We start from the raw sequence: 11,988 nt of genomic DNA on the forward strand, positions 1-11,988 counted from the left end.
AATATCACGTGTCCACCTCTAGAATTTTCCGGCACAGCCCCCAGATAGTTCAGAACCGGCCTGCGCCGGCCGGTCCTGTTGAAGCCGCTGAAGGGCACTTAAGACAAGGATCTCTGGGATGGACACACAGGTGCAGACCCGCAACCGGGGCTACGGCATTGTTGTCGAACCGCTGCAAGGCCTGGTCACCGCCCGGCGCGGCGGCACGGTTCTGGCGCAAAGCACCCAAGCCAAGGTGATGTACGAAACCCGGCTTCCTCCGGCGGTCTACTTCCCGGCGGACGACGTAACCGCCCCTCTGTCCGCTCATACTCCCCTGCAGACTTTCTGCCCTTTCAAAGGCACCGCAAGCTACCGCGATATCCTGCTGCCAGACGATGCCGTGCAGAACGCTGTCTGGGCCTACGAGGACGCCTTGCCCGAGGCCGCCGCCATTTCCGGCCACATCGGTTTCATGCCCAGCGCAGAGGTCGAATTCGATTTCGGCAGCAACACCGTGGAGATGCCGGATTACGGCAATATCTCCGGCCCGGTAATTGACTGGCTTTTGCGTGATGCCTCGATGGTGGCAACTCCGGAAGAACTGACCGCCGCGCTGGCAGAGAAATTCGTGGAGCAGGGCATCTACTTGTCCCGGCTCTCGGTCATGGCTTGGTCCCTGCACCCGCTGATCGCGGGAAAGAACTACATCTGGCAGAAGAAAACTGGCGAGGTCACGACCTACGCCCCCTCGTATGAGATCCACGACCACCCGGCATATCAGAACAGCCCGCTGCGCCATGTCTCCAACGGGCTGGGCGGGGTGCGGCACCGGCTGGACGCCTGCTGCACCGACGATGCTTTTCCCATTCTTGAGGATTTGCGCAAGGAAGGCGCCACCGACTATGTCGCGATGCCGCTGCGGTTCTCGGACGGGCGGATCAATGTGCTGACACTTACCAGCGACCATCCGAATGGTTTTTCGACCGCCAACCTGGGCCTGATTTTCGAATGCTCCGGGGTGATCGCCCGCTACTACGAGATCTTCATGCAGCGCGAGAATGCCCAGGCGCTGCTGGAAACATACGTGGGCAAGCGCACCGGCGCCCGGGTGCTCGGCGGCGAGATCCGCCGCGGCGACGGCGACGAAATTGACGCCGCCATCATGTTCTGCGATCTGCGCGGCTCCACCCGGCTGGAGGAGCAGCTGGGCCGCCGGGACTACATCGCGCTCTTGAACCAGTTCTTCGAGACCGCCTCGACCATCGTGCATGACCACGGCGGCGAAGTGCTGAAATTCATCGGCGATGCTGTGCTGGCCGTCTTCCCGGCGGGCAGCAACCCGGACAGGGCGCGCGCACAGGCCCTGGACAGCGCCCGCGCCATCGTCGCCCGGCTGGAAGAGATCGCCCAAGAGGAAGAAGGCCACCGCTGCGAGGCCGCCATCGGTATCGCCTATGGCCGGGTGACCTATGGCAACATCGGCTCGCGCGAGCGTCTGGACTTCACGGTAATCGGCCAGGCCGCCAATATCGCCGCCCGGCTGGGCGACTACGGAAAAACCGCTGACCACGCGATTGTCGTCAGCCGTGACATCTTGGGTGACACCTCTCAAGGCATCTCGCTCGGCGCAGTCAGCCTGCACAATGTCTCCCAGCCCGTCAGCTGCTTTGCAATTCAAGCCGGCGGAAATTCCCAGGCAGCTGCAGAGTAACCCTGCCACAGACAGTCCTCTCAGCCTCCCCTTCGGTACTGCCTCCAGGGCAGTGCCGTGCCCAAGGCTGCTTTGCCGGCATCTGTGATGCAGGCAACCGGCGCGGGAGCCCCTCCCGCCGCTCGATCAGCCCGCCGCCAAGGAGCGCTGCCCCGCATCGCCCATCGAGACCAGCAGCGGCGCCTCCGCCTGCCGCGCCTTGAAATCCGCCTTGGAAGTCATCCCCTGCCAGCCCACCTGCACCAGCGATTGCGCTGCCGCGCCGCCGAGTGTTGTACCCGGACCCGTCACGATAAACAGATCCGGCGCAAACTCATGGGCGGCATTCTGCACAGCGAGCGTGAAGTCATAGGGCTCCACCACCTGATGACCCAAAGTGTAATCCCACAGGGCCTGCGTATCCGTGGCACCCGGCCACCAGATCTGCCCGCGCCCGTCGATCAGCGGCACATCCGGCTGGGTGAACATCTCCGCGGTCAGGCGCCTGCGCCCCTCTGCCGCGACTGGCGCCTGCAGGCTGGTATGAAACCCGGCATGATTGGCCAGCCGCATCGGGAAACGTTCCTCGACCACCGGCACCGCCGTCTCGAACGCAGCCAGCCCGGCCTCGTTCCCGGCCAGCACCAGCATCCCGCCCAGATCAATCGACAGCGCCAGGTCATGCCCATCGCGAGCATCAATCTCTGCTGCCAGCGCCAATAGCTCTGCCTTGCGCGCAGGGTCGCCCTGCCAGTCCGGTCCGGCAAAAGGGTAAACCAGTTGGCCGCCGATCAGCTGTTCCTGCATCAGCGTGCCCATGGTGTTCACAACCTTGAACCCATCATCAGCGCTCAGCGCCCCGCCCGCCGCCAGCGCAATATACCAGCCCATCGAATTGCCGGTGACCGCAACAACCTCGATATCCTCCGCCAGCGACTGCGCATCCGCCAATGCGGACGCATAGATCAGCGGCGAGGCGATATCCCCGCGTGAATACTTCGACACGGAGAACCGCGTGGCCCCGTCCAGCGCGGTGATCTCTTCCTGCCCGGCCTCCCGGCGCTGCGCGTCAAAGCCCGCAAACAGCGCCGTCTTGTCCGCATGATGGCGGTGCAGGTAGCCCAGCTCTGCCTTGTTATAGGTGCCCCGGCCAGGGCAAATCAGGACGGCGGTGCGGGTCATTTCTTTCCTCCTGCCAGCGTCATTGCTGCCGATACAATGCTGTCCTTCGATGGCAGTGTCGCGCCATATGCCGGCCCGGTTGCAATGAAGCAATCTGTGGCGGCAATCCGCGCCGTTGGAATATCACTCTGTTCTGCAAACAGCGCCATCAGCGCCTCCGACTGGCTGCCGGTGATGCGGCATTCATCAACGATCAGCACGTCTTTGCAGCCATTCACTGCTTCCAGCAGCGCAGCATCCGGCAAGGGCGCCAGCCAGCGCAGGTCCACGATCCGGGCGTCAACGCCTTTCAACGCCAACTCTGCCTGCGCCTGGGCCGACAGATAGCGCCCGTTACCATAGGTCACGATGGCCAGATCGCTGCCATCCCCATGCACGCCAACCTCCCCCAGGCCAATGCGCCGGTCCGGCGACGGGTAGGTCCGCATCCAGCCGCCATCCTTGATCTCGTGCAGATCCCGCATCGGATACAGCGCGATGGGTTCGACAAAGACCACCACCCGCTGTTCCTCGCGCGCCAGACGCACCGCCTCGCGCATCATCATTACGGCCTCCGCCCCGTCCGATGGGCAGGCAATCACCAGCCCCGGAATATCGCGCAGCACCGCCAGCGAGTTGTCGTTGTGGAAATGGCCGCCAAAACCCTTCTGATACCCCAGGCCTGCAATCCGCAGCACCATCGGGTTTGAAAATTGCCCGTTGGAGAAAAACGGCAGCGTCGCCGCCTCGCCGCGCAGCTGGTCCTCGGCGTTGTGCAGATAGGCGAGGAACTGGATTTCCGGGATCGGCAGGAAGCCGTTGTGCCCCATGCCGATCGCCAGCCCCAGGATCGACTGCTCGTCCAACAGCGTGTCAATCACCCGGTCCGGCCCGAACCGCTGCTGCAGCTTCTGGCTGACGCCATAGACACCGCCCTTCCGGCCCACATCCTCGCCCATCATGACGATCTCGCCGTGCTCCAGCATCAGGTCGGTCAGCGCCCAGTTGATCAGGCGCGACATCGGCTGCGGCTCCTCCATCGCCCGCATGTCGCTGCCAAAGGCCGCGGCGCGTGCCTCGGCACTGGGGCCGTTGGTGGGCGCGCACTCCCGCTTGGGCGGGATCAGGCTGGCCGCTACATCCGCCGCGGTTTTCAGGTGCGGTCGCGACACCGCTTCCGCCCGGATCCGCTCCACCCGCGCGCAGGTGTCCGTATAGATCTTCAGCGCCTCCTCGGGACGCAGCGCGCCAGCCTCATCCAGCAGCCGGACCGAATGCAGCAGCGGATCGTTGGCCTCATCCGCCTCCACCTCTGCCTTTGCCATATAGGTGGTCGGCACATCCGCCCCGGCATGGCCATACAGCCGCACGGTGCGCAGATGCAGGAACGCAGGCTTCTTGCGCGTCCGCACATACGCCGCCGCCTCCTGCGCCACCGCATAAGCGTTGTAGATATCCAACCCGTCCGCCTGGAAATACTTGATGCCGGGCCGCCCGGCCATTGAGGCCTCGATCCAGCCCTTCGGCGTCTTGGTCGAAATGCCGATGCCATTGTCCTCGCAGACAAACAGTAGCGGCAGCGGTGTCGACTGCACCGAGGTCCAGCCCGCGGTATTGATTGCGCCCTGCGCGGTCGAGTGGTTGGCGGATGCATCGCCGAAAGAACACATGACAATGGCATCCTCCGGCAGCTGCTGATGCTCCGGCTGATGCCGCCTGGCGGCGCCGACAGAATAGGCGGCACCCACCGCCTTCGGCAGATGCGAGGCAATGGTCGACGTCTGCGGCGGGATCATCAGCGCCTTGGACCCCAGCACCTTGTGCCGCCCGCCGGACGTCGGGTCTTCGCTGGAACAGGCGAAGGACAGCAGCATGTCCCAGGCAATCCGCTGCCCCGGCACCTGATCGGCACGGGCGATCTGAAAAGCCGCATCGCGGTAGTGCAGGAACGCCATGTCGGTGGGGTGCAGCGCACGGGCCACCGCCGCCATCCCCTCGTGCCCGGAAGAGCCGATGGTATAGAAGCCCTGCCCCGCTTTCTGCATGTCCCGGCTGGTCAGATCCAGCGCCCGGCTCAGGACCTGCGCGCGGAAGGCGGAAACTGCTTCGGCTGCGGCCAGCGGCCCGGCTGGTGCAGCGCCTGCAGGCAGGTTCCCGGTCTTAACCCGGTCCAGGAAATTCTGATGCACGATCTGAGCGCGGTCCATGCGGCCTCCTTACGCTGACTGACCATGGCTTTATCCGCGAATCCGGAACTTGAAGCCAATGAGTTTGCGCAATGAATTCATTCCAAAACGGCATGAAAAATCCATCAATCAGTCCGAATTGTCACTTAACGGCTGGACGCGCCGCGCTTACGCCCAAAGCCGCAATTCACTGCACGCCCCGCAGTTGGCTTTGCCCGCCTTTTCCGTTTGACGGCTCCGTCAAACCATCTTATACGCCCTCCCAACGACACCTGCCCAGGTGGCGGAATTGGTAGACGCGCTAGCTTCAGGTGCTAGTGTCCGTATGGACGTGGAGGTTCGAGTCCTCTCCTGGGCACCATTCCCCGACAATGACAGCCCGCAGCCTCGTCCCAGAGCCGCCGCGCGGATATTCGGCCCGCGTAAACCAGCTTGCCTTCGCGCAGTTGAGTTTGCAGGCCAAAGCGCCTATTTCCTCTGAAACAGCCCCGGTGCGGTGAATATCAAAAGGGAATTCCAGTGGCCAATTACCTGTACAAGAGCGACCTGCCCGACGGGCTGGATCTCGGCCCCGTTGTCGCAATTGACTGCGAGACCATGGGTCTGAACCCCCACCGCGACCGTCTCTGCGTGATCCAGATGTCCGGCGGTGACGGCAATGCCCATATTGTTCAGGTGGAAAAAGGCCAGACTGAGGCTCCCAATCTGTGCCGGATGCTCGAAGATCCGAATGTGCTGAAGCTGTTCCATTTCGGCCGCTTCGACATTGCCGCGATGTACCACGCTTTCGGTGCCCTGGCTGCACCGGTCTACTGCACCAAGATCGCCAGCCGCCTGGTGCGCACCTACACTGACCGCCACGGGCTCAAGAACCTGACCCAGGAACTGTTGGGAATCGATATTTCCAAGCAGCAGCAGATGAGCGACTGGGGCGCAGAGGAACTGACCGATGCGCAACTCGACTATGCGGCCTCCGACGTCCTGCACCTGCACAAGCTGCGCGACGCGCTGGACAAGCGCCTGGCCCGCGAGGGCCGCACCGAAATGGCCCAGGCCTGCTTCGGCTTCCTCCCCATGCGCGCCAAGCTTGATCTGGCTGGCTGGCCCGAAATCGACATATTTGCCCACTCATGACCGATACAGAAAAATTCCTCGTCACTGCCCGGCAAGTGATCACAGATGAGGCCAAGGCGCTGGACGCCCTGGCTGAAGGTCTGGATGAGCGTTTTGCCGAAGCTGTTCAGCTGATCCTGCAAGCCAAGGGCCGCATCATCGTCAGCGGCATCGGCAAGTCCGGCCACATTGGCCACAAGATTGCCGCAACACTGGCGTCCACCGGCACGCCCGCCTATTTCGTACACCCGGCTGAGGCCAGCCACGGCGATCTCGGCATGCTGTCCGAAGGCGATGTTGTTCTGGCAATCTCGAACTCGGGCGAGGCGCCGGAGCTGGCCAACCTGCTGGCCTTCACCCGCCGCTTTGCGATTCCGCTGATCGGCCTGTCCAGCAAGATGGACAGCACCCTGATGAAACAGGCTGACGTGCACTTGCAAATCCCCTCGCTGGGGGAAGCCTGCGGTTTTGGCATGGTGCCCTCGATCTCCACCACACTGACGCTGGCGATGGGCGACGCACTGGCAATCGCGCTGATGAAGCACCGCGATTTCCGCCCGGAGAACTTCCGCGACTTCCACCCCGGCGGCAAGCTCGGTGCCCAGCTCAGCAAGGTGCGCGACCTGATGCACGCGGACAGCGCACTGCCGCTTGTCTCTAAAACCACCCCCATGGCTGACGCACTGATCGAAATCAGCCAAAAGGGGTTCGGCGTCGCTGGCGTTGCCGCAGCCGATGGCTCACTGGCCGGCATCATCACCGATGGCGACCTGCGCCGCCATATGGACGGGCTATTGGACAAGACCGCGGCTGAGGTGATGACTGCGGACCCCGCCACAATTGCGCCCGGAGCCATGGCACAAGAGGCGGTTGCGGTGATGAACCAGCGCAAGATCACCTGCCTGTTTGTGGTGGACCTGGAGACCGGAAGAAAGGCCGAAGGCCTGCTGCATATCCACGACTGCCTCCGCGCAGGACTGGGCTGACACGGGACCCGGGAGCGCATCATGGACAGCCATTCCAGAGCCGTCGCATATCTCAAGGTGCTGCTGCCGTTGGCGGCACTGGTTCTGCTGTCAACGCTGTTTCTGATCTCGCGCGGGGTGAACACGGATGCGGTGATCCCCTTTGCGCAAAAGGAAATCGAGGACCGGATGAGAGGCCAGCTGGTCACCGCTCCTTTCTTTTCCGGCACCACCGCAAAAGGCGATGAGATTCTGGTGACCGCCTCTACGGCTCGCCCTGGCCGTAACGGTGCGCCCGCGATAGCCAGCGATATGTCCGCGGAAATCAATCTGGCAGAGGGCGGCAAGATCACGCTGGCCTCCGAAACTGGGGCCATCAATCCGGCCCAGGATACTGCCCGTTTTACAGGAAACGTTGTAATTACCTCGGCCGATGGTCTGGTCGTCGAAACCGAGGAACTGAATTCTATTCTCAGCGGTTTGTCAGCCAGCAGCCCCGGACCGGTCCGCGCGACCGGCAACATCGGCGTTCTGACCGCAGGCAATATGCAGATCGAAGCAAAAACCGGCGGCGGGCCGGTCCATATGCTGTTCAAAAACGGGGTGAAGCTGTTATATCAACCCCAGCAACCGGAAAGATAACCTGTGTCTTATTTGCGCGCATTGATTTTCAGCCTGCCTCTCGCGGTATTTCCCGGCCTCGCACTGGCACAAACAGCCTCCGTGGCCTTCGGCGCGGTCAAGGCCGACCCGAGCCTGCCGGTTGAGGTCACCGCCGACAACCTTGCTGTGAACCAGGCCGACGGGTCGGCTGAATTCACCGGCAATGTCCTGATCGTGCAGGGCGTCATGCGGCTGTCCGCCGACACGGTTCTGGTTATCTACAAGACGGCAGAAGAAAGCGGCGGCGAAGGCGGCATCGAACGGCTGGAGGCCACCGGCAACGTGGTTCTGGTCAGCGGCCCGGACGCTGCCGAGTCTCAGTACGCAGAGTACACCATCGACCGCGGAACGGTCGTGATGACCGGCAACGTGCTGCTCAATCAGGAAAACGGGACGCTTGCCTCGAACCGGTTGGAGGTGAACCTCACCTCCGGCACCGCGCAGATGGCCGGCCGCGTGAAAACCATCCTCAACCCGAACGGTGGCAGCAACTGATGGCTAAACCAGACCTGAAAGTGACGGAAGGCTCCTCCGGGCTGCGCATCGAACGGCTGCGCAAATCCTACCGCAAGAAGGTTGTGATCCGGGACGTCTCCCTGTCTTTGAACCGGGGTGAGGTGGTGGCCCTGCTTGGCCCCAACGGCTCTGGCAAGACCACCAGTTTCTACACGATTGCCGGCCTGGTGTTTCCCGAAGCCGGCACCGTGACCATTGACGGCCAGAACGTGACCGGCCTGCCGATGTACCGCCGCGCGCGCCTGGGCATCGGCTACCTGCCGCAGGAAATGTCGATCTTCCGCGGATTGTCGGTGGAGGACAACATCTCTGCCGTTTTGGACATCTCGCAAAAGCACGAGCACAAACGCCGCGAGCGGCTGGAAGAACTGCTGTCGGATTTCTCGATCGAGCACCTGCGCCGCGCGCCTGCGCTGGCGCTGTCGGGCGGTGAGCGCCGGCGCGTCGAGATCGCCCGCTGCCTGGCCGCCAACCCGAAATACCTGCTGCTCGATGAGCCTTTCGCTGGCGTCGACCCGATTTCCGTCGGGGACATCCGCCACCTGGTGGCAGACCTCAAGAAACGCGGCATCGGGGTGCTGATCACAGATCATAACGTGCGCGAAACGCTGGAAATCGTCGACCGCGCCTATATCCTGCACGATGGCCAGGTTCTGATGTCCGGCAGCCCCGAAGAAGTGGTGGAAAACGAGAACGTCCGCCGCGTCTATTTGGGCGATAACTTCCGTATTTCCTGACCCTCTTCCGCACCTCCGCGGCAGCGAATAACCGCCGCAAACCCGGGCTTCTTTTTTCGCGTTATCCATTGACTCTCCCGCTGTCTTGCCGTGGAATTGACCCATGGCATACGCGCAGTCCGATGCAGTCCGAACAACAGCCTTGGCGACAAGGCCCGGATGGATGCAACCGGACGGCTGGCCTGCCCCCCGGTTCCGGACCTGACGTGACACCGCCAAGGATTGCCTTGGCGGCAGGCCCGGCCGCAATAAATTGTGAAGGAGATCACATGCGTTACAAAATCAGCGGCAAACAGATCGACATCGGCGACGCTCTGCAGGTTCATGTGCAGAATGAGCTGGGTTCGGCCGTACAAAAATACGCCGAGCGCCCAACCGACGCGACTGTGGTCTTTTCCCGTTCGGCGCATGAATATGTATGTGAAGCAACTGTCCATCTGTCGACCGGGCTGAGCGCGCAAGCAAAAGCCCACGAAACCGAAATCTACGCGGCCTTCGACGCCTGCTGCGAGAAAATGGAAAAGCAGCTGCGCCGCTACAAGCGCCGCCTCAAGGATCACCACAAGGACCGCAGCGAGCCGGTTGAACATCTGGGCGCCAACTCGTATATCCTCGCCTCTGAAGAAGCGGATTCCGAACCGGACTCGCTGCAGCCGATCATCGTCGCCGAAATGGAGACCCGCATCCCCTCCCTGTCAGTCGGGGAAGCGGTGATGCAGATGGAGCTGGCAGGAGCCCCGGTACTGGTCTTCCGCAATGAAGGCAAAGACGGGTTGAATGTGGTCTACCGCCGCGATGACGGCAACATCGGCTGGATCGATCCGTAAACACACCTAAGGCATCGGCGCCCCCTAAGGGGCGCCGGAACGGAGCAGAAACATGCAGATTTCCAGCATCCTCAAGCCAGAGGCCGTCCGGGTTATCGGTGCGGTCTCCAGCAAGAAGCGCTTGTTCCAGGAAATCGCGGATGTCGCTCAGTCAGCCTACGGGCTGGACGCGCAGCCCACGGTCGAGGCGTTGCTGGATCGCGAAAGCCTCGGCCCCACCGGGGTCGGCCATGGCGTCGCCCTGCCGCATGCCCGCCTCGACACCATCAGCGAGGTCTGCGGCACCTTCCTGATCCTGGAAAAGCCGCTGGACTTTGGCGCGGTGGATCGCCAGCCGGTGGATATTGCCTTTGCCCTGTTCGCACCCGAAGACGCCGGAGTCGAGCACCTGAAGGCATTGGCGCTGGTGTCGCGCACCCTGCGCGAACAGAGCTTCTGCACCAAGCTGCGCGCCAACCATGATCCGGCCACGCTCTATACCATCCTGACCGAAGGCCAATCCGTCCAGGCGGCCTGAAGCATCAGGAAGCGCTGACGGCGCGGCCCCGGCATTCCCCGGAATTATTGCAGCTCTCCAGTTGCGGCAGGTCTCCCGCCTGTCATAGGCTGCCTGCCGGCTGCACTCTTTCCATTGGGCCGGGCCCGGACCGCAGCCTGCGGCCCGTGCGCAGGAGCCCCTTCTGTGAGGCAGGATAAGAGAGGTCAGCTCTGGCGCCACCAGGGCCCGAAGCCAAAGGCCAGGTAATCGCGCTGATAAACAGAAGCGATCAGCGCTTCCAGCTCCGCATCATAGATATCCGCCAAGGCAAAAGGCGTCTCAGGCTCGGCTTCCGGGACCGCCTCCGGCTCCATCCGGCCCAGCTTGCGGGCCAGCGCAGGCAGGTCTTCGCCCATCTCGTCCTCGCGGATCAGCAGATCCGGCGGGCCCAGTTCGGCGAACCCGGCCAGTGCCTGGGCTTGCGTTGCCCACTCCGCATCCAGCCGCACCGGGGTTTGCCCGGCAAGGCTGGCGCGCACAAACTCCAGAAACCCGGCAAAGGCATCACGGTGCTGGGCCCGCGAATAACCGGCATCTGGCCCCGCCTCCGGAATCGGCAGTTTGAACTGTCGCCGCAGCGTGTTGCGGATCTGCCGGTAGCTGCCCTCACCTGCATTCAGGATGCGGCGGCAGAACACCGCATGCGCCCGCGCCGCCGGGTGGCGCAGCACCGTAAAGCTGCGGAAACCCTTATTGCCGCGCTTCCACTGGCGCAGCTGTTTCTGGTTCATGCCCTGGATCAGCCCGTCCAGAGCCACATGGTCCAGGCCGGCCATCCATTGCACCACGCCGGCCTCCGGTCCGCCCTTCAGGGGCAGATACAGGATCGGCGTCACGGTCCCCGCCACGTAGCCCGGCACCGCCGGGCCGCGGCGCGGTTCGAAATTCGGGGTCCGCGTCAGATTGAACCGGTCCATGCCGGCCAGCGCGTCCTGCATTTCTTCCGGATTGGCCACCTTGGCCAGAACCGGTGCCGGGTTCTGCCGCTTGAGACTGCTGTCAAGCGCCTCCAGTTGCTGCGGAACGCCCAGCCAGCGGGCCAAACCGTTCATCACTTCAAGGCTCTGCAAGTCTTCGTAGGCCACGTAAAACGCCGTTTGCCCCAGCGCCTGCAGCCGGTTCAGGAGGCGGACCTGGAATTCCTGCAGCGCCTCCACGTGGGCCGCGAACTCCGCTGCGTCAAACCGCGCCTTGGCGTCCTTGCGCCGCTTCACATCGGTCAGTTTCCACTGGCCGGTTTCCTGAGCGATCTTCCACGAGACATAGCTGTCGAGCGGGTTGCGGGTCAGGATGATCTTGGCACAGCGCGGATCCTCCAGCATCAGGTCCAGCACCCGCGGGTCGTGATCGTGGAAGTAGCGAAAGCCTCCCAGAACGCCTGGCTCTGCCTTGATTTCCTGGATCAGCCGCTCAGGATCCGCGTCCCGCATCGCCTGGGTCATACCCAGAATTTCTGTCCTGCTCGGATAGCCGATGAAATGCGGATTGAACGCCTCGCCATGGCATGTCAGCCGGTCAAATGCATTCAGGTTGCTTTCCAGGAAATTGGAGCCGGTCCGCATTTCGGCAAAGACGGCGAAGTAATCAAAGGAGGGCTCAGACATAATGGA

12 protein-coding genes and 1 tRNA gene are annotated in these 11,988 nt (G+C 62.9%); 10 read left to right on the forward strand and 3 right to left on the reverse strand.

Annotated features, from left to right (window positions below):
- The first annotated feature begins 118 nt into the window (after positions 1–118).
- Positions 119–1,693 (forward strand): DUF427 domain-containing protein, encoded by a 1,575-nt coding sequence (locus RA26_RS14995; protein ID WP_039184836.1) that lies wholly within the window; start codon positions 119–121, stop codon positions 1,691–1,693.
- A 126-nt stretch (positions 1,694–1,819) separates the two neighbouring features.
- On the opposite strand, the gene RA26_RS15000 is transcribed toward RA26_RS14995, so the two are convergent.
- The gene (locus RA26_RS15000; RefSeq protein WP_039184837.1) at positions 1,820–2,854 is read right to left on the reverse strand and encodes an acyl carrier protein; all 1,035 of its coding nucleotides are present in this window, start codon (positions 2,852–2,854) and stop codon (positions 1,820–1,822) included.
- Positions 2,851–5,040: a thiamine pyrophosphate-dependent enzyme gene (locus RA26_RS15005; protein WP_039184839.1), complete on the reverse strand. Its 2,190-nt coding sequence runs from the start codon at positions 5,038–5,040 to the stop codon at positions 2,851–2,853. Before RA26_RS15005 ends, RA26_RS15000 begins: the two co-directional genes overlap by 4 nt.
- Before the next feature lie 58 nt (positions 5,041–5,098).
- Here RA26_RS15005 and RA26_RS22990 point away from each other — a divergent pair, with 58 nt between their 5' ends.
- From RA26_RS22990 to RA26_RS15045, 9 genes are all read left to right on the forward strand, one after another.
- Entirely contained in the window at positions 5,099–5,251 is a 153-nt protein-coding gene (locus tag RA26_RS22990; protein WP_193747625.1) for a hypothetical protein, read from the forward strand.
- A gap of 42 nt (positions 5,252–5,293) precedes the next feature.
- Positions 5,294–5,380 (forward strand) — tRNA-Leu (locus RA26_RS15010).
- A gap of 158 nt (positions 5,381–5,538) precedes the next feature.
- A complete protein-coding gene (locus tag RA26_RS15015) occupies positions 5,539–6,153 on the forward strand; it encodes a ribonuclease D (RefSeq protein ID WP_039184841.1) in 615 nt (204 codons plus the stop codon).
- Positions 6,150–7,118, forward strand: a complete 969-nt coding sequence (locus RA26_RS15020; protein ID WP_039184843.1) for a KpsF/GutQ family sugar-phosphate isomerase — start codon at positions 6,150–6,152, stop codon at positions 7,116–7,118. The genes RA26_RS15015 and RA26_RS15020 overlap by 4 nt, the downstream gene beginning before the upstream one ends.
- A gap of 21 nt (positions 7,119–7,139) precedes the next feature.
- Positions 7,140–7,739 (forward strand): LPS export ABC transporter periplasmic protein LptC, encoded by a 600-nt coding sequence (gene lptC, locus RA26_RS15025; protein ID WP_039184845.1) that lies wholly within the window; start codon positions 7,140–7,142, stop codon positions 7,737–7,739.
- Positions 7,740–7,742: 3 nt separating this feature from the next.
- Complete coding sequence (locus RA26_RS15030) at positions 7,743–8,255, forward strand: LptA/OstA family protein (RefSeq protein ID WP_039184847.1); 513 nt, start codon at positions 7,743–7,745, stop codon at positions 8,253–8,255.
- Complete coding sequence (lptB, locus tag RA26_RS15035) at positions 8,255–9,013, forward strand: LPS export ABC transporter ATP-binding protein (protein ID WP_039184848.1); 759 nt, start codon at positions 8,255–8,257, stop codon at positions 9,011–9,013. The genes RA26_RS15030 and lptB overlap by 1 nt, the downstream gene beginning before the upstream one ends.
- A gap of 269 nt (positions 9,014–9,282) precedes the next feature.
- A complete protein-coding gene (gene hpf / locus RA26_RS15040; RefSeq protein ID WP_039184851.1) occupies positions 9,283–9,840 on the forward strand; it encodes a ribosome hibernation-promoting factor, HPF/YfiA family in 558 nt (185 codons plus the stop codon).
- A gap of 52 nt (positions 9,841–9,892) precedes the next feature.
- The gene (locus tag RA26_RS15045) at positions 9,893–10,357 is read left to right on the forward strand and encodes a PTS sugar transporter subunit IIA (RefSeq protein WP_039184852.1); all 465 of its coding nucleotides are present in this window, start codon (positions 9,893–9,895) and stop codon (positions 10,355–10,357) included.
- 185 nt (positions 10,358–10,542) lie between these two features.
- Here the strand turns inward: RA26_RS15045 and RA26_RS15050 are convergent, their stop codons facing one another.
- Positions 10,543–11,982 carry a sulfotransferase family 2 domain-containing protein gene (locus tag RA26_RS15050; protein WP_039184855.1) on the reverse strand — a complete coding sequence of 480 codons (1,440 nt, stop codon included), beginning with the start codon at positions 11,980–11,982 and terminating at the stop codon, positions 10,543–10,545.
- Positions 11,983–11,988: the final 6 nt, after the last annotated feature.

The organism is Leisingera sp. ANG-M7, assembly GCF_000813965.1.
Classification (GTDB): domain Bacteria; phylum Pseudomonadota; class Alphaproteobacteria; order Rhodobacterales; family Rhodobacteraceae; genus Leisingera.

Coding starts and splice junctions, on each gene's coding strand:
- RA26_RS15005 (WP_039184839.1), bottom strand. CDS start 5,040: ATGGACCGCGCTCAGATCGTGCATCAGAATTTCCTGGACCGGGTTAAG.
- RA26_RS15020 (WP_039184843.1), top strand. CDS start 6,150: ATGACCGATACAGAAAAATTCCTCGTCACTGCCCGGCAAGTGATCACA.
- RA26_RS15045 (WP_039184852.1), top strand. CDS start 9,893: ATGCAGATTTCCAGCATCCTCAAGCCAGAGGCCGTCCGGGTTATCGGT.
- RA26_RS15050 (WP_039184855.1), bottom strand. CDS start 11,982: ATGTCTGAGCCCTCCTTTGATTACTTCGCCGTCTTTGCCGAAATGCGG.
- RA26_RS22990 (WP_193747625.1), top strand. CDS start 5,099: ATGAGTTTGCGCAATGAATTCATTCCAAAACGGCATGAAAAATCCATC.
- lptB (WP_039184848.1), top strand. CDS start 8,255: ATGGCTAAACCAGACCTGAAAGTGACGGAAGGCTCCTCCGGGCTGCGC.
- RA26_RS14995 (WP_039184836.1), top strand. CDS start 119: ATGGACACACAGGTGCAGACCCGCAACCGGGGCTACGGCATTGTTGTC.
- lptC (WP_039184845.1), top strand. CDS start 7,140: ATGGACAGCCATTCCAGAGCCGTCGCATATCTCAAGGTGCTGCTGCCG.
- RA26_RS15000 (WP_039184837.1), bottom strand. CDS start 2,854: ATGACCCGCACCGCCGTCCTGATTTGCCCTGGCCGGGGCACCTATAAC.
- hpf (WP_039184851.1), top strand. CDS start 9,283: ATGCGTTACAAAATCAGCGGCAAACAGATCGACATCGGCGACGCTCTG.